Source organism: Mangrovimonas cancribranchiae (genome assembly GCF_037126245.1).
Lineage (GTDB): Bacteria > Bacteroidota > Bacteroidia > Flavobacteriales > Flavobacteriaceae > Mangrovimonas > Mangrovimonas cancribranchiae.
In genome coordinates, this window is sequence record NZ_CP136925.1 from 1305018 (window position 1) to 1323649 (window position 18632).

16 protein-coding genes are annotated in these 18632 nt (G+C 29.0%); 2 read left to right on the forward strand and 14 right to left on the reverse strand.

Features of this window, described 5'->3' with window-relative positions; genetic code table 11:
* Positions 1–3: 3 nt before the first annotated feature.
* Genes R3L15_RS05795 through R3L15_RS05810 form a run of 4 tightly spaced genes read right to left on the reverse strand, consistent with a single transcriptional unit; the run spans position 4 to position 3863 of the window.
* Complete coding sequence (locus R3L15_RS05795; protein ID WP_338733808.1) at positions 4–972, reverse strand: polysaccharide deacetylase family protein; 969 nt, start codon at positions 970–972, stop codon at positions 4–6.
* Between the two features lie 3 nt (positions 973–975).
* Positions 976–1563, reverse strand: a complete 588-nt coding sequence (locus R3L15_RS05800) for a sugar transferase (protein ID WP_338733809.1) — start codon at positions 1561–1563, stop codon at positions 976–978.
* Positions 1547–2764, reverse strand: coding sequence for a DegT/DnrJ/EryC1/StrS family aminotransferase (locus R3L15_RS05805; RefSeq protein ID WP_338733810.1), 1218 nt, complete (start codon positions 2762–2764; stop codon positions 1547–1549). The genes R3L15_RS05800 and R3L15_RS05805 overlap by 17 nt, the downstream gene beginning before the upstream one ends.
* A gap of 7 nt (positions 2765–2771) precedes the next feature.
* Positions 2772–3863: a glycosyltransferase gene (locus R3L15_RS05810; RefSeq protein ID WP_338733811.1), complete on the reverse strand. Its 1092-nt coding sequence runs from the start codon at positions 3861–3863 to the stop codon at positions 2772–2774.
* An 82-nt stretch (positions 3864–3945) separates the two neighbouring features.
* On the opposite strand from R3L15_RS05810, the gene R3L15_RS05815 reads away from it, so the two are divergent.
* Positions 3946–4902 carry an ATP-grasp fold amidoligase family protein gene (locus R3L15_RS05815; protein ID WP_338733812.1) on the forward strand — a complete coding sequence of 319 codons (957 nt, stop codon included), beginning with the start codon at positions 3946–3948 and terminating at the stop codon, positions 4900–4902.
* Positions 4899–5828, forward strand: coding sequence for an ATP-grasp fold amidoligase family protein (locus R3L15_RS05820; protein ID WP_338733813.1), 930 nt, complete (start codon positions 4899–4901; stop codon positions 5826–5828). The genes R3L15_RS05815 and R3L15_RS05820 overlap by 4 nt, the downstream gene beginning before the upstream one ends.
* On the opposite strand, the gene asnB (R3L15_RS05825) is transcribed toward R3L15_RS05820, so the two are convergent.
* The 10 genes from asnB (R3L15_RS05825) to R3L15_RS05870 are packed head-to-tail and all read right to left on the reverse strand — an operon-like array spanning position 5825 to position 18608.
* A complete protein-coding gene (asnB, locus tag R3L15_RS05825) occupies positions 5825–7708 on the reverse strand; it encodes an asparagine synthase (glutamine-hydrolyzing) (protein ID WP_338733814.1) in 1884 nt (627 codons plus the stop codon). The genes R3L15_RS05820 and asnB (R3L15_RS05825) overlap by 4 nt on opposite strands.
* A complete protein-coding gene (locus R3L15_RS05830; RefSeq protein WP_338733815.1) occupies positions 7696–8820 on the reverse strand; it encodes a glycosyltransferase in 1125 nt (374 codons plus the stop codon). Before R3L15_RS05830 ends, asnB (R3L15_RS05825) begins: the two co-directional genes overlap by 13 nt.
* A gap of 19 nt (positions 8821–8839) precedes the next feature.
* Positions 8840–9778, reverse strand: a complete 939-nt coding sequence (locus tag R3L15_RS05835) for a hypothetical protein (RefSeq protein WP_338733816.1) — start codon at positions 9776–9778, stop codon at positions 8840–8842.
* A gap of 5 nt (positions 9779–9783) precedes the next feature.
* Positions 9784–11193: an MBOAT family O-acyltransferase gene (locus tag R3L15_RS05840; RefSeq protein WP_338733817.1), complete on the reverse strand. Its 1410-nt coding sequence runs from the start codon at positions 11191–11193 to the stop codon at positions 9784–9786.
* Positions 11183–12274 (reverse strand): glycosyltransferase, encoded by a 1092-nt coding sequence (locus R3L15_RS05845; protein ID WP_338733818.1) that lies wholly within the window; start codon positions 12272–12274, stop codon positions 11183–11185. The genes R3L15_RS05840 and R3L15_RS05845 overlap by 11 nt, the downstream gene beginning before the upstream one ends.
* The gene (gene asnB, locus R3L15_RS05850) at positions 12274–14115 is read right to left on the reverse strand and encodes an asparagine synthase (glutamine-hydrolyzing) (protein ID WP_338733820.1); all 1842 of its coding nucleotides are present in this window, start codon (positions 14113–14115) and stop codon (positions 12274–12276) included. The genes R3L15_RS05845 and asnB (R3L15_RS05850) overlap by 1 nt, the downstream gene beginning before the upstream one ends.
* A 2-nt stretch (positions 14116–14117) precedes the next feature.
* Entirely contained in the window at positions 14118–15239 is a 1122-nt protein-coding gene (locus tag R3L15_RS05855) for an O-antigen ligase family protein (RefSeq protein ID WP_338733822.1), read from the reverse strand.
* Complete coding sequence (gene murJ / locus R3L15_RS05860; RefSeq protein WP_338733824.1) at positions 15236–16573, reverse strand: lipid II flippase MurJ; 1338 nt, start codon at positions 16571–16573, stop codon at positions 15236–15238. Before murJ ends, R3L15_RS05855 begins: the two co-directional genes overlap by 4 nt.
* Before the next feature lie 5 nt (positions 16574–16578).
* Complete coding sequence (locus R3L15_RS05865) at positions 16579–17526, reverse strand: glycosyltransferase family 2 protein (protein ID WP_338733825.1); 948 nt, start codon at positions 17524–17526, stop codon at positions 16579–16581.
* Positions 17517–18608 carry a glycosyltransferase family 4 protein gene (locus R3L15_RS05870; RefSeq protein ID WP_338733826.1) on the reverse strand — a complete coding sequence of 364 codons (1092 nt, stop codon included), beginning with the start codon at positions 18606–18608 and terminating at the stop codon, positions 17517–17519. The genes R3L15_RS05865 and R3L15_RS05870 overlap by 10 nt, the downstream gene beginning before the upstream one ends.
* Between the last annotated feature and the right edge of the window lie 24 nt (positions 18609–18632).

An 18632-nucleotide genomic window follows, 5' to 3' on the forward strand; every position in this document is an offset into this window, starting at 1 on the left:
TTGTTAAACAATGTTTTTTGCTAGATTAGACATTGTAACGCTTCTAAAGTTGTATTTTTTGTGTAAATACTGATAATGCATATAAATCTCTTCTAAAGCCTTAAAATTGGCATCTATATGCTTACCAAAATTATGTGGATGCCACCATAAATGATAAACTTCTTTTTTCTTTGCAGCATATGTCATACCTTTTTTAATACGGTTTATTTTTTGTCGTTCTAAAAAACGTAATTGTTTATTGTAGGGTCTTAAAAAGCGACTGGAAGAAATGTTAACAATACCATTTTCGTTTTTAGGGTTGTGTGTGTTGTATCCAGAAATATTAATATAAGTATCTAATAGTCTAAACAGTCTATGTTTTTTATTTTCTAATTGTTTGGTGGTTGTGGTTTCGTACATCCAGTGTTTTTCAGATCCACGATAACAAATTATACCATGTTTAATACATACTTGAAGGTACTTTTTATTAATTTGATTTCTAGGAAAAACAATACTTTTTATTTTAATACCGTGTATAGAAGCCGCCTGTTTTGCTGCAATTAAATCGGCTTCAAATTGTTGTTGAGTTTGTCCTAACTCATTACAGTAATAATGACAAAAGGTATGAGTTCCTATTTCGTGATTCTCATGTTTTTTAATCAAGTTTATTAATGATGTTGCATAATGATAAGGGTCGTTTTTCTCGTTATCGCCTATATGTTTAATTAATTTGTATGGGCTAAAATTTTTATTAAAATACGAAGGGGTTATTTGTGGAGAGAGTTGTATTAGTTCATCTTTTGATGTAGCAAATAAAAATCCTACTGTAGCAAAAGTAAGACTAATGTTATATTGCCGACTTACTTTTAGAAGTTTAGGAATTACTAGTGCTACATTTTCAATATTTTTTTTGTAAGAGTTTAAGGAGCGTACATCAAAAATGCCCCAATACAATTCAAAATCTAATGATATAACAAAATGCCCTTGATCCATTTTTTATTTTATAATACTTATAAATGTTTTTAGTATTAATTTAATATCGGTTAGTAGTGTAGGGTTGTTCATATATTTTTTATTTAGGACAATTTTTTTAGGCATAATTTCATTTATGTATAATTCTTCAGGATCTTTTGCATTTTTTAGTAGTTCTACTTCATCTCTAAACTCAATAGAAGCATAATCTGTTATACCTGGTTTTATGCTAAATATTTTCAAATCTTCTTTTGAGTAATAATTTACATATTTTCTAACCTCAGGTCTTGGCCCAACAAAACTCATAGAACCATTTAATACATTAATTAACTGTGGTAATTCATCAAGTTTATACTTCCTAAGAAAAACACCTGTTTTGGTTACTCTAGAATCTTTATTACCAATGGTAAGTAGTCCTTTTTTATCAGAGCCTACATACATGGTTCTAAATTTGTATATCTTAAAATCGGTATTATTTTTTCCAACTCGCAATTGTTTATAAAACACACCGCCTTTAGATTCTAATGTAATTGATATGGCTATAATTATTAATATTGGCGATAATATAATTAAGCCTAATAAAGAACATATAATATCAAATAACCTTTTCATTTAAAGTAGATTTAACGGCATTTGACACTGTTTGGGTAATATAATTTAACTGTTTGGTTGTTAATTGTGGGTAAATAGGTAATGATATTTCTGATTTGTAATTATTATAAGCTTTTGGGTATTTTTCGATAGCATAGCTTTCTTTAAACAAACTTAGTAATGGTAATGGCTGAAAATGGACATTAACAGCTACATTAGCTTGTGCAATTTTTTCTATAATGACATCTCGTTGCTTTTCTGATATATCTTTAATACGAAGCGCATATAAATGACATGAAGATGTTTTTTGACTGTTTTTATATAATGGTAAAATTGCCCAAGATTTAGTTTTAAAAAAATCTTGATAATATTTAAACATTTCTTTCCTTTCTGCTAAGATACGTGAAAAATATTCTGGTAATTGTGCTACACCAATTGCTGCAAGGACATCGGGCAAATTAATTTTTAATCCGGGGTAAATAATATCGTAACGCCATCCTCCTGCTTTAGATTTTGTAAATGCATCTTTTGTTTGTCCATTTAATGAAAAACAACGCATAAAATTGTATTCTTCTAAATTACTAAAAGGTTGTGGTAAATTTAAGCAAACACAACCGCCTTCGGCAGTAGTTACATTTTTTACTGCATGAAAAGAAAATACAGTTATATCTGTAGCAACACCAATTGGAGAGTTGTTATATATTGCGCCAATGGCATGTGCAGCATCTGAAACAACTAATATTCGCCCTAGTTTTTCTTGATTTGGGTGTGTGGGTTTAAAAAATGACTTTTGTTTGTTGACTAAGTTGTTTATTTCAGAATAATCACAAGGCCAGCCAGCAAAGTCCACAGGAATAATAGCTTTTGTATTTGGGGTTATAGCTTCTTTAATATTATTAACAGATATATTAAAATCATCTTCTACATCTACCATAATAGGTTTGGCTCCTACATGTATTACTGCTAAAGCCGTAGCGACATAAGTATATGCTGGAATAATAACTTCATCTCCTTCTTTTATACCAAACCATTTAAGTGCTAAAATAAGTCCAGAAGTTGCAGAGTTTACGCAGAGTGAATTGGAAGCCTTTGTGTAATAACAAACCAGTTCTTCAAGTTTTTTTACTTTTGGACCTGTTGTAATCCACCCAGACAGTAAGGAGTCGTTAACTTCTTTTATAACACCGTCGTTTATATAAGGCGGTGAAAATGGAATTTTCATTTTTTGTTTAGAGTTCTTGATTAATAGCTTGGTTAAATATATTAATATATTGTTTAGAAATATGTTCCAAGCTAAACTTTTCGACGTGTTTTAATGCATTTTCGACTAAATTATCGGCCAGTTCTTTGTCTTGAGATAATCTAATCATGGCATTAGATAAAGCTTTGGAGTTTTTAACTTCTACCAATAAAGCCTCTTTTTCATGTTTCGCAAATTCTCGCACTCCTGTAACATTAGTAGCAATAATAGGCAGTCCAACAGCTGCAGCTTCTAATAAAACTCTTGCAAACCCCTCTCTAAAGGTAGGTAATATAAAAGCATCTGCATTTAAAAGTAAATCGTAAATATCATGTCGTTTTCCTAAACATTGCACAACATCTCTATAGCTATCGAGTATGGTTTTATTTAATCTTTTTGAATTCTCTTCAAGTGGTCCAACCAATAATACGTTAAAATCATAACCTTTGTCTTTACATAGTTTAGCTGCTTCTAGTAAATTTATAATACCTTTTTCGTACACTAATCTTGCAACACATATAAAAGTATATTTGTTATGGTTTCTTGGAGCAATTTTATTAATTTGAGTTAAATCTATACCACTACTAAAAATAAGATCGTAATTAGGTTTAATTACAAGTTTGTGTTTTAAATATAAGTCTCGGTCATCGTAATTTTGAAAAATAGTTTTATAAACTCGGTTCTTTATATGGCGATGAATAAAGTAGTATGACATTCTTAAAGCAGAGCTAAATACCGTTTTAGACATAAAAATAGTACCTAACCCCGTAATTGTTCTTGTAATAGGAGTTGTGTTCTTTTTTAATGCTAAAGGCAGTAAAAATGCAGGTTTAGTATCGAATGTATGAATAACATCAAAATCATTATTCTTAAAAAAGTTTTGTAACCATTTTAGTGTTTTATAATCGGAACTAGGGGAGAAGTGTCTAACCAAATTGTAAGGAACATAAGTAATAGTGTCTGGAAACGTTTTTGTGCTTGTTCCTATTATAGTTACTTTAAAATCGGCCTTTGTAAGATAGTGTGACAAGGCAATACGTTTGTGTACATCTTCACCGCCAACAAGACAGATTTTTTTCACAATAAATTAGTTTTCAACTAAAATAAGATAAGTTTTTTGTTTAGTAAAATTTGTTCTACATTAGGTTTAATAAATCGCTGTTATGTTCAAAATTGCCAGGTACTTGTATCATAATACTTGGATTGTAAAAAAACTTGTAGACTTTATAGAGGACATTCACCTTTATTTAAGGTCTATTTTATATAGTGACGAAACGTTTTTAAAACAAAATTTTAAAAAGCGTTTTGGTAGACCTTTAAATTTAGAAAAACCAAAAACTTTAAACGAAAAAATACATTGGCTAAAACTACACGACAGAACCAATTTACACACCACTTGTGCTGATAAATATTTAGTTAGAAACTATGTTAAAGAAACTGTTGGAGAAAACTATTTAATCCCTTTAGTTTTTCAAAGCTATGATATAAAAGATATTAAACCCGAAAACTTCCCAGATATCCCTTTTATAATTAAAGCAAACCATAATAGCTCTGGAGGCGTTATTGTAAGGGATAAAGATGCCATTAATTGGAAAAAAAAGCGAAAACATTTTAAGAAACTACTTAAAAAAAATTATTATAATTCAAGTAAAGAGTGGCAATATAAAAACATAAAACCTTGTGTTATTGCAGAAAAACTTTTAGTAAATAAATTAGGGGATATTCCTTTTGATTATAAACTGCATTGTTTTCATGGTAAAGTACAAGTTATTCAAGTGGATATTGATAGGTATAGCAACCATAAAAGAAATATGTATAGTACAACTTGGAAATTACTACCATTTACATGGTCTATTTGGCAAAATAATAAACCTTTATGGGATAATGGCAGCCATATTAAAAAACCCAGTACTTTACAGGAAATGATTACTGTAGCAGAAGAGTTATCTAAGCCATTTTGCTATTCAAGAATAGATTTATACGATTTTGAAGGTAAAGTTCTTTTTGGAGAAATTACATTTCATCATGGTAGCGGACTTGAAACAATATATCCAGAAGCATACGATTTGAAATTGGGTAATTTGATAGATTTAAACCAATTAAATAAAGAGCACATATGATTAAAAATTTTATATCTAATATTTATCATAACACTCGAATAGGTTTTGCAATAATTCAACCGTTTAAAAATGTTTACGAATATATTCGTTATGCTACTGTAAGCGATAAGAGTTTTATAAAAAAAGAATTTAAAAAAAACTTAGGTTATCCACCAGATTTAGAAAACCCTAAAACGTTTAACGAAAAACTGCAATGGCTAAAACTTAACGATAGAACACCATTACATACCATTTGTGCAGACAAATTTAAAGTTAGGGATTACGTAAAAGAAAAAATAGGAGAAGAATATTTAATACCATTGGTTTTTCAAACTAAACACCCAAGAGATATTATTCCAGAAAACTTACCAGATTTCCCTGTTATAATTAAAACAAATCACGATAGTTCTGGAGGTATAATTGTTAGAGATAAAACCAAAGTTAATTGGATTGCTACACAAAATACCTTAGCTAAGTTTTTAAATATTAATTATTACTACCGTTATAAAGAATGGCAGTATAAAAATATAGACCGTTGCATTGTTGTAGAAAAGTTATTAATGGACAAAACAGGGGCTATTCCTTTCGATTATAAAATGCACTATTTTAATGGAAAATTAGCCTTTACTCAAGTAGATATTGATAGACAAACAAACCATAAAAGAAACTTATACGATGCCCATTGGAATTTAATGCACGTTACCTGGATATACGATACGGGAGAAGAAATACAAAAACCTAAACACTATGACAGAATGATTAAATTAGGAGAGATTTTTGCAAAAGATTTTTGTTATTTAAGAGTAGATTTTTATCACGTTAATGATAAGATTTATTTTGGTGAATTAACATTTCATGCCGAATCTGGTTGTGGTACTTTTACTCCAGAACATTATGATTTAGACTTAGGAAACAAACTACAATTACATAAAACAAAAGAGAGTTAAGGTTTATAAGTATTTGCGTACCATTTTTGAAATGTATAAAATGTCCAAACTTTATAGCTATTGTCTTCTTTTCCTGAGATATGATTTTTTATTAAAGTTTTAATATAGTCTATGTTAAACAAATTTTGTTTCTCTAAAAAAGACGTATCAGTATAACTTATAAGTTCATTTTTTAAACTAGATCTTAACCAATCACCAACAGGTACAGTAAATCCTTTTTTAGATTTATCCAGAAATCCTTTAGGGAATTCGCTTTTAAAGGCTTCTTTTAAAAGATACTTTTTATTATAGCCTTTAAGTAAATAACTCTCTGGTAAATTATTAGAAAATTCCCAAAGCGTTTTATTTAAAAATGGCGCTCTACATTCTAACGAACATAACATACTTGTCCTATCTACTTTTACCAACATATCTCCTTCAAGGCTAATATGTCTGTCTATTTCTCTATAATCATGTATGCTTTTTGGGATATTTACTTTGCTTTTATAAAAATTAAACACAGACGCTTGATAAAAATTATCGTTTAACAACTTATTAGTATCATCACCAAAACCAAGTGAAATAATATTCCAATAGTGGTTGTTATTATAATTTATGGCATTTATAAGTTTTTTTATTTTAAATCGCTTTCCTCTTTTATCTTGTTTGGTAGATAATACTTTATTTAATAAGCTTTTAGAGGCGTTATGTAAGTTCTCAGGAATAATACTCGTGTATTTATTATTTAATCTTCCTATATAGTATTTGTTATAACCTGCAAAAAGTTCATCCCCGCCATCACCAGTTAAAGCAACTTTTACAAAGTTTTGTGTTTGTTTTGCAACTAGATAGCTTGGTAGAGCAGAAGAATCTGCAAATGGTTCATCAAAGTTTAATAAAATATCATGAATATGTTTTTCTATATCTTTTTCTGTAAGAATAAACTCATGATGGTTGCTATTAATTAATTTTGCTACTAATTGTGATTTGTCGGTTTCGTCAAATGAAGCTTTATCAAATCCTATAGAAAAAGTATCTATTTTTTTTTCTGTTAATTTTGAGAGTCCTAAACTTACTATAGATGAGTCTACACCGCCAGAAAGAAAAGTGCCCAAAGGAACATCACTTATAGATCTGCTTTCAATACTTTTTAATACTAAGTTTTTTAATTGCGTTTTAGCATGGTTAAATGTAATGTGCTTCTTGTCTTGTTTTAAGGTATTGATTTGATGAATAGAGAAACTATTTTTGTTTAAGTTATAGGAGATATAATGATTTGCTTGGAGTTTATGAATATTTTCGTAAATGGTATATGGCGCAGGAATATAAGTTAATCTAAAAAATAAATTTAATCCAGCTTTAGATATACTTGGTGTCTGCCTTAAATTATTAGTTATTGATTTTAACTCCGATGCCCAATAAAAGCCATTGGTGTCATGATAATAGTAAAGTGGCTTTTCTCCAAAAAAGTCTCTTGCAATAATAACTTTTTCTTTGTTTTTATCGTAAATACTAAAAGCAAACATGCCGTCTAATTTACTAAAGCTAGCTTCACCTTTAGTTTCATATAATTTTAGGATAACTTCTGTGTCACTTTTTGTGTTAAATATGACACCTTCATTTTGAAGTTCCTGTTTTAGTGTTTGGTAATTATAAATTTCACCATTAAAAACAATAACAATACTTTTGTCCTTATTGTAAATGGGTTGTTTACCTGTTGTTAAATCTATAATGGACAGTCTTCTCATTGCCATAGCAACAGTTACATTGTTATGGTTGTTTACAAAAAAACCATCGTCGTCTGGGCCACGATGCCAAATTAGCCGATTCATGTTCTTTAATAAATCGTTAACATCAGTTACATTTGAAGATTTACTTATAATACCATTTATTCCGCACATAATACGTTATCGATTAAATCTTTTACTTGTAATTCAATTTTTGTAATATCAAATTGTTTGGCCTTATTAAAACTTAATCTGCTGTAAGTTTCTCTAACATCATCATTGTTTTTATAATAGGTAATAGCTTTTGCTAATGCTTCCTCATCATTAACATTAACCAATAAGCCATATTTTGCTTTAAAGAATTCGCCTTGCTTTATATAAACGTCTTCATTATCATTGAGTAACTCTAATGGACCAGACATACAATTTGTTGCAATAACTGGAACACCAAGTGACATAGCTTCTAAAATAACATTAGGAAATCCCTCAGACAGTGATGGTAATACCAAACAATGATGCGATAGTATTTCTGTATTTATAGAATTACTATTTCCTTTTAGGCTTACCATGTTGGTAACCTTTAGTTTTTTTGTTAACTGTATTAAATCTTGTTTTAATATACCAATACCATAAATATTTAAGTGAAAGGATTCGTTTAAATACACCATACTTTTAATTAGGTTTTTATGGTTTTTCACAGGATTTAACCTCCCTATAGCAATAATTTTAAAGGTAGATTTTGTGCAATTATAACTATTAAAATTGGGGTTCTTGTTTAATGTGTTAATAGGGTTATAAATAACATATGCAGGAATTTTAAGCTTAAAGTTTTGTTGTAAATCGGTATTAATATGTGCCGAGTTAGAAAATAAACAGTCATTTTTGTTGTAAAAAAAACTAACTAACTGTTTATTTATTTTTCCGTAAGTATTTGACGGGAAACAACGCTCACTAATAATAGTTTTAAATTTTGGAACCCTTAATTTATAAATACCATTTATAATATTCTGTCTGGCAAGAAATGAAATGCAAATAGAAATATTATTTGATTTAATGGCTTTATGATAGTTTTTTAAACTCCTACAAAACGTTAAGGCTTTATTTAACTTTGTATTGTTAAAGTGTTCTTTTTTTTGAGTTAAAAAAATAATATTCACACGCTTATCTATAGGTAAATCTACACTGTTATGCATTAAAATAAGATATACGTTATAATATTTAATTAAGTTATTGGCAAGCCTACCTACAACTCGTTCTGTACCTCCAAACCCAATAGAGGGAGCCAAAAGTGCTATGTTTTTTTTGTTAGTCATCAAAGAATAATACTTCACTTAGATTATTGGAGAATACTTCAGCACCAATATCAGACATGTGGGCATAATCTCTCCAATATTTTAAATCGTTTGTATTTTTAAAAAAGTTGGTATAATCATAATATTTAACTTCCTTTTCTTTTAATATAGCTGCCATAATAGCATTATCATCTGGACAGTTATCTTCATAAATTGGAGAAGTTATTGTAATTAATGTTTTATTATTTTCTTTGCAAAACGTAATAATCTCTTCTAAGTAGCTTAAATACGTTTTATTTATTTTAACTTCTTCTCTGCAAACCGATACTTTTTCATTTCTTGCTAACAGTTTTTTAAACATATCCATTTCTGTTTGTGATAAGGGTAAGGGATCAAAGCCATAATATCCTTTAGGATTATATTTAGGGAAAACAGCGTTTTTTAATATACCTAAAACCGAACCATTATAATCTATACACCAATAAAATTTTTGAAAAACATTGTCTTGTTTAGCTTTAGATAACTCTTCTTTAATAATATCGTTGGTATGGTATTTTACCATAAGTGATTTAATTTCTTCTCTGCTATAAGTTGGTCTAAAGGCAACATTTGGATCTATATGAAGGATAATATTTTGATGTTTATCTTTTGGTAAGAGTTTAATTAAAATGGCACTGTAAGCAATAAACTTACCATCAATACCTATATTATAACCAGATGTAGCCATTTTTTTTATATCTATATGGTGGTTTGCTCTTGAGCTTCCAAAAACAATTGTTTTGGTCGTATCTTTTATATGAAGATATTGGTTTAATTTTCCTACTGCTTGTCCAGAGTAAACATGCTCGCTAATTTTTGTAACAGTAAAGTAAATTATCTTATCGACTACAAATGATAAAACAAGTATGAATAACAATATCTTGACTATATGTAACACATTAGATTTAGACATATTTGTTAAAATTGGAAATAAATAAAATTATTTGATGTTGAGTAAAATAAGGCCATAAGTATAATTGCTATTGAGATAAATAAACTTAATTTAAAACTACCAAAAGTACTCCCTAATGTTTCTAAAGATTTTCTCGATTTATACAAATAAAGATCGAAAAGCATACCAATACCAAACACAATAACACCCGTAGTTATGGCATTGGCATCGCCAATATGTGGAATTCTAAAATCAAAGAAAATAAACTTTTTTATTATGTATTTAGCACTTTCAAAAGTTGGAGCTCTAAAAAATGCCCATGTTGTTAAAATAACTGTAAACGTAATAATATAACCAATAACGCCGGCATTTCTTATTTTTAACTTAACAAAGATGAATTTTTCAACACCTAATAGTATTCCTTGCATTAATCCCCAAATAACAAAATTCCAAGTGTTACCATGCCATAAACCTCCTAAAACCATGGTTATTAACACGTTTTTATACATCATTAATTTACCACCTTTATTACTCCCTAAAGATTTATATAAATAATCACGAAGCCATGTAGAAAGCGATATGTGCCAACGTCTCCAAACTTCAGATAATGATTTTGAAAAGTACGGTAAGTTAAAGTTTCTAGTAAACTTAAAGCCTAGTAGTTTAGCACTCCCAATAGCAATATCGGAATACCCAGCAAAATCAAAATAAATTTGAAACGCAAAAAACGTCGTTGCCAAAACTAGGGTAGAAGAGTTATGTAATTCGGGGTCTGCATATATAGGGTTAACATAGTGGGCTAAATTATCGGCTATAACAATTTTTCTAAATAGTCCAACAGTTATTTGAAAAATGCCATCGTGAAACCACTTCTTATTAAATGTTCTAGACTTTTCTATTTGTGGTAATAATTTTGCGGCACGTTCTATAGGGCCAGCAACTAGTTGCGGAAAAAAGCTTACGTATGTAAAAAATGCTACAACATTTTTTGTTGGCTTAAAGTCTTTTCTATAAATATCTATTGTATAGCTAAGAGTTTGAAAGGTGTAAAAGCTTATTCCTATAGGTAAAATTATATTAAGGGTAACGTTGTCAACCTGCCACCCAAAAACAGACATTAGCGCGGCAAAAGACTCCGCAAAAAAATTATAATATTTAAATACAGCTAATAACCCTAAATTAGAAACCAAACTTAAAATTAACCAGTTTTTTCGCGTTGTTTTATTGGACGATTCGTGGATTTTAAGACCTACAAAATAATCTATTAGCGAACTATAAACTATTAAAGACAAAAAACGCCAATCCCAAAAAGCATAGAAAATATAACTAGATATAAGTAAAAGTACATTCTGTTTTTTATGGTCTTTATTTAACAACCAATACAAAACAAAAACTGTAGGTAAAAATATTAAGTATTCTATGGAGTTAAATAACATAGTTGGTTGTTAGGTTAAGAAATAGGTTTTCGTATTGTTTAATTATCTTTTCTTTATTAAACTTTTCTATAACAACTTGATTTACTTGCTTTGGCGAAAACTCAAAATTTAAATACAACTGTGTTAATTTATTAACACAGTCGTCAACAGAGTTAACAATATAGCCATTTTTGCCAGTTTCAATAATTTCGTTTATTCCTCCTGGTGCATTAAATGCTATAATTGGTGTGCCAACAACACAACTTTCAAGTAGTACATTAGGAAACCCTTCAGAATAGGAACCTAAAAGAAAAACATCACTTTCTCTTAAATAGTTCTCAACATCATTGGTATAATTAATGTGTGTTACATGGTTATTAATTCCTTTATTATCAATTAAATGTAGTATATTTTTCTTTTCATTGCCATCTCCAATCATAAAATATTTAAAAGGTATTTTTAAATGAGATAAAACTTCAATAATTCTATCGTGTCCTTTTTCTTTACTTAACCTGCCTACAGTAATAATTTTAAGAATTGAAGGCTTGTTGGTATTAAGTTTTTTAGGAGGAACTTTAGTAGTGATTGGGTTATTTATTAATATTGTTTTGTGTTTTGAAACACCGTAATTTGCAATCATATCCTGTTGCATATCTAATGATTGACAAATTAACACATCAATTAACTTATAGGCTTTTATAATTAGTTTTTTAGACAGTGTTAACTTATTACCGCCGTGTTTTGCTAATACGCTAAGCACATTAGCTTCTCTTGCTACAAATTTAATTTTTGGAAAGAAAACAGATAAGTATGCTACCATTGTATTTAAGTGGTAAATAGATGTTAAGACAATATGTGGTTGTTCTGTTTTTAAGTAACGAATAATAGGAATAATGGCTTTTAACACTCTAGATTTATTTAAATAAATAACATCTAAATTACTAACATTATATACGGTGTCTTTTTTAAAACCTATTACTAATAATGTGGGTTTAAAAGTATTTTTATTAATGTTTTTAGCAACAAACGATAAAATACGTTCTGCACCACCAGCTGCTAACGACGGAATTATAAATGTTATTTTAACTTGTTTGTGTTTCATTATTTTACAGGATAACCATTACTATTATTGTCAAGCCATTGTTTTAGCACTAATAATTTCCATATTAATGGGTAGTGATTCCAATTACCATTCATGTGTTGATTTATACAAGTTGTAACATCTTTGGTATTAATATTAGGAATGCGGTTAAGTTGTTTCTCTGTTAAATTATCTAACACATAATTTTTAAGTTCGCTCCTAAACCATTTTGAAAATGGCATAGTAAATCCTGCTTTGGGTCTGTTAAATATACGTTTAGGAACATGTTGATATAGAACATCTTTTAAAATACGTTTTTGATTTCCATTATGATATTTAAAACCTGTTGGTAAACGTCTCGCAAATTCAACAATTCTATAATCGAGTAGAGGCGCTCTTGCTTCTAAGGAGTATGTCATTGTTGCGCGATCTACCTTAGTATTTATATCCCAATTTAAATAGGTTTTTAAATCGAAATCGGAGATTCGTTCTAATAAATTTTTATTAGAGTGGTTTAAGTAGTTTATTTCATTAATTTGTTTATAAGCTTCTCCATTAAACCATGAATTATCAATCCCTGTACAAATACTTAAATATAAATCATTTAAAGAATGACATTTTAAACCTTTTGCTAAAGTTTTTAGTTTATAATACGGCATACTATGTATTATGTTAGCAGCAAGCTCTCTTACAGGTTTAGGTATTTTGTAAAGAGGTTGTACTTGTTTCATCCATTTATACCGTGTATAACCAAGAAAACTTTCGTCTCCACCATCGCCAGAAAGTGCTACAGTAACATGCTTTTTTGTATGTTTTGCTAATAGCATAGATGGTATAGCAGAGGCATCAGCAAATGGTTCATCATAGTAATAACTAAAATCATTTATTAGTTTTAATCCTTCAGAATAATTGCAATTAATAACATGATGATCGGTATTTAAATGATTGGCAACTTGTTGTGCATATGCGCTTTCATCAAATCCTTTTTCATTAAATTTTACCGAAAAAGTTTTTATATTACTATTAGTTGCTAGTCTTGCTAAAGCGGCAATGGAGGATGAATCTACACCACCAGATAAAAAAACGCCAACAGGAACATCGGCAAATAAGCGTATTTTACAAGCGTCTTGTAATATGTGTGACAATTCTTCTTTTGCATTATTGTATGTGCCAGTAAATGAAGGTGTGTTTTGAGGTAAATCCCAATACTGTTTTTTTAAAAATTGATTAGTTTTTAGGTTTAAAGTAAAGTAATAACCTGCTTCTAATTTATTAATCTCGTTAAAAATGGATAGTGGGTCAGGAATATTTCCCCAAGCTAAATAATATGAGATAGCTTCTTGTGAAATGGATAAGTTAGTTTTGTATAATTGAATAGAAGCTAGTTGACTAGCAAATTCAAAACCAATTTCAGACAAAGAATAATAAAATGGCTTTTGTCCTAATCTATCTCTAGCTCCAAATAACTGTTCTTTTTTTGTATCGTAAATAACAAAAGCAAACATTCCATTAAGCTTGCTTACAAATGCTTCTCCGTATTCTAAATATGCGGCACAAATAACTTCGGTATCGCTAGTTGTGTTAAAGTGATAATCTTTGTTGGTAAGATCTTTTTTTAGATTCTTGAAATTATATATTTCACCATTAAAAACAATGTGAACATGTTTATATGTTAATGGTTGATTGGATCGTGGGTCTAAATCGATTATTGACAACCTGTTGTGGCCTAAAATAACCGTGTTGTTATTTTGTCCAAAATAATCAAATTGTAAGTTATCTGGGCCTCGAAAAGCTGTTCGAGTAAGTTTATTATTTACTTGCTTTGGTGAATATTTTATTGTTGAACCATAAATGCCACACATAACTACAGTGAATTTGAGTTTATAAGTGTTGTTTCTTCTTCTTTATCTTCAAATCTGGTAAATAACCAAATGGTAAAAAACAGTATTACATAATTATAAAAGTAGTTATGAGACACGAGTAGATAAGAAATCATAATCATAGCTAAATAGAGATACTCTGGATTTTTTTTAAAGCTTTTTAAACTTTTTATAAGTATGCTTGTATAAAATAGTATTAATACTAAAAAAGGAATAATACCAGCTTCTCCTAAAACCATCAAATATGTATTATGTACACCTACTTTAATGCCTACTGTATCACCTTGATGACCTTGCATAGATCCATAACCATTACCTATAAAGGCATTGTTTAAAATTACATCGGTGTAAAGAGCCCAGGTTTCTTGTCTAGATTCTCTAGTAATAGTTGTAGTTTTAACTTCACCTTCACTAAAAAAACTTTGAAAAGCATCAAAGCGATCTTTATTTAATTCAAAAGCTGGTGTGTTTATAATAACAACTATAGCTACTGCACCAACAAATAGGCCTACAATGTTTTTCCTATTAGCAAATAAAGATGCTAGGTTTATTAAAAATAGGAGTAGTAGAAAATATCGTGATAATGTAGCGATTCCTGCTAATGTAAATAAAAGCTGCGCTAATATTTTATATTTTTTATTTTGTAACCGATAAGTAAAAGCAAACCCTAAAACACAAACTAAACCTGCTCTATTGGGGTTAATGTAAAACCCAGCATAGCGGCCATAATCATCGGAAAATAATAAGGCATTAATTATAACACTGGCAGCTCCTAAAAGTAAATAAAAACAAGCCTCGGCATTTGTGGTGTTTTTTGCTACTTCGGTAATTGATAGAATAAATAGAAAATACCTAAAAATATCTTTTGAAAAAACTTCAACATCTCCAGCAAAACTAAACCCTGCTATAGAATAGTATAAAATTCCTAAAACAAGTAACGGGAGTAATGGTTTACTTTTTTTTATAAAGAAATAATATAATGCTAAAGAAACTAGAGCTAATGCTGCTGTTAACGATCCTAAAGCAGGACTAAAAGCAATTAAACTATAAGTGGGTATGTTTAATACTGTAAGGGCTAGTATAATATGTTTTAGTATTTCTTTCATTGTACTAAAACTTTTTGTTGCTTGGTTGTATAACCTAGGTAAATTAAGCTTCTAAATATTTGTAAAAAAGCTGTACATAACGCTATTCCCATAACGCCAAAATATTTCATTAAGATAACGTCTAGTATAATATTAAGAAAAACAGTAGCGAGAGAAATGTAAGCCATAAAAACATTTTTATTTATACTAGTAAGAAAGCGTACAATAATATTTCCGCAAATAGTAAATGGTAAACCAATTAAAAACATGCGTTGTATATTAGCAACTCTTAAAGTATCTTCAGAAGTAAATTTATTTCGTTCAAAGCATAACTCTATAATAATATCTGAAAAAGCTATCAACAGTACCGATATAATGCATAAAGCTAAAAATAAGCGTTTTAAAATGTAGTATAATTTTTTAAAGGCATTGTCTAAGTTTGTTAATGATAAATTTGAAAAATATGGTAATAAAACATTGCCTAAAGCTAGTACTATAATAGCAGTAAAAAAAGCTGGAATACGTAACCCATAATTAAGTGCAGCAATGGAGCCAATAATTAATTGAGCCGCAAAAAATTGATCGGTTACAGAAATAAGCCCTGTTAAAAAACCAGAAGACACTTTGGCCGGAACTTGTTGAAACATTGTTTGTGTATGTAGACTAAAAAAATCTGGAGCATCTATTTTTATAATTCCTTTTTTAAAAGCAACTATTAGTAAAAACAAAAACTGTAAAATACTTCCTATTAACATTCCTATTGCTAAAACAGCTTCTCCCAATTTTTCCTTAAAGAAAATTAGACATACCAACATTGATATTGATGTTAAAACAGGGTAAATTGAAGAATACCTAAATTCATCATAAATATTTAGCAACCCGCTAAGCAATGAAGCAAATCCCCAAAACAAAATACAAGGAAGTAGGTAATAGAACTGTAATTTTACAAGGCTATAAAATTCATTAGTATGGCCGCTAAAAAAAGTTTCTAAAAAAACATCGGTAAACAAATAGGAAATAGCAATAAAAAATAAAGCAATGCCAAAGGTTACAATAAAGCTGGACGATTGAAAGGCGCCAATATTATTTGTGGATTTTTTCTCGGCAATATAATTAGGTATAAAAACAGCTTTAAAAGCGTTTAAAAATACTTCACTCACAAAACCAGGTAATAAAGCTGCAATAAAAAAGGCATCTAATAATTGCGAAAGTCCAAAAGTTCCTGCAATTACAATTTCTTTATAAAACCCTAAACCCTTAACCATAATTGTTATAATAGCTACAGTGACTACGTTTATAGCTGTAGGGTTTTTAGCTAATTTTTTTAAAGATGCTATGTGTGTTTTTATTTGCAACTTAATTATAATATTTCTTTAAAAGGCCAGCCTAAAACAAATAACAAGCCTAAGCATTTACTTTTTATTGATGTGCGATAATCTGATAGATTAAACTCCAAATATCTAGATGCTCTTAATAGTGTATAAATCCTTTTTAAAAAGATTTTAGGCGATTTTAACAAATAGTCTTTATAATACCAGTTTAAAATACTCAACGAATAAATGGCCATACCAAAAGCATCTTTTTCATGGTTTTGAATTGATATAGCATTTTCTGTGTCTAAATAATAGGTGCGTAAAGCTTGGTTAATATATTTGGTTTCAAAACCTTCTTTTGCTAATAGCTCCCACAGTATTCCTTCAGGAATGTATCCTCTAGAAAATATATTAGGGTTCACAGTAATTCCTTTTAAAATATCGGTTTTTGTAAACCCCCATTTTTCTAAAGATTTTGATGATTTTAACTGTTGCTTAAATGTGTTGCTATACAACGGCGATTTAAGAAACGGTGAGCCTATTAAATTACCGTTTTGGTCTTTACATAAACTTGTTACACCGCTTATATTTTTTTTCTTCTCTTCAGGAATAGATTCATATTCATTAAAAAATACTTCTAAAGCATTTGGAGCACATTCGTCGTCAGAATCAAATGGTAACAAAAACTTCCCTTTTGCAAGTGTAATAGCTTGTATAAAACAAGCCATTTTATGCTGGTTACTCTTATTATTAACATAGTTAACAGGAAAGTTTGCTTTAGCAATAAGTTTTTCAGCAACTTTATGAGAAGCGTCTGAAGATCCATCATTAATTATTACTAACTCAAAATCCTTAAACGTTTGCTCATTTAAAGACTTAAATACTCTATGTAATGTATTGGCTCTATTATAAACAGGAGTAAATACGGTAAATGTGTACACGTATTTACCTTTATTTTGTTTGCTATATTTAGGTATTAAATCTGCTAACTGCATACAAAGTCAATTAGTTTCTCCCATTTTTGTACAATAGGTTTGGTTTCAAATAGTGTACTGCTTTTTAGGCTTTCTTCACCAAATTGTTCTTGTAGGTTAGGAGTGTTTATTAGTTTTTCTAGTTTGTTTTTAAGTGCATTTTGGTCATTTGTTGGAATTAAAAAACCATTTTTATTATTAATAATAATGTCTGAAGGTCCAGAAGGACAATCAGTTGCTATACAGGCTACGCCAAAATACATGGCTTCTATTAACGCATTAGGAAAACCTTCATAATTAGAGGGAAGTACAAATATTTTAGATGTATTATAATAATGTGATATGTTTTTAATACTTCCTAAAAAAACGATATTACTAACATTTAAACTTTTAGCTAGATTAATATATTTAGTTTTTAATTTTCCATCTCCAATTAAAATAAGTTCCCAAGAGTTTGAAGGTATTTTAGAAAAAGCTCTAATAAGTAATTCTTGATTTTTTTGAGCCTCTAAGCGACCAACACAAATTATCCTATCTTCTCGTGTTGCATTAAGATCTCTTAAACCTGATAATTCTACTGAAATAGGATTGTTTATAATAAATAGTTTAGATGGGTTGATATATTTTTTAAAATACGATTTAATATCATTTGTTTGTATTACTAGAGCATTTACAGTTGGATATGTTAATCGTCTTACAATTTTCCAAAATTTACTAATACTACCATATTTAGGATGAATACGTTCACTAATTATAGCCGGAATCTTTAATATTTTTGATAGTATAATACTGTAAATATTAGCAATAGTTGTAAAACCAATAATTACATCAGCCTGATAATTTTTAATAACATTTTTACATGATTTAATTAAATAATAATGATTATTTATAGATTCGAAAAAAGTAGGGGATTCGTTATAAATATCTTGACAAAAAACAACCTTTATCCTTTCATTTAAAAAATAAAAAGGGATGCATCTATAAAGTACTACAATAATAACATTATAGGTGACTACCAATTGATTTGCTAATGTAGAAACAACACGTTCAGCGCCACCTGCCTTTAAGCTAGGTACAATAAATACAATGGTTTTTCTTTTCAAAAAACTTAAGATTATTAGGCTAGT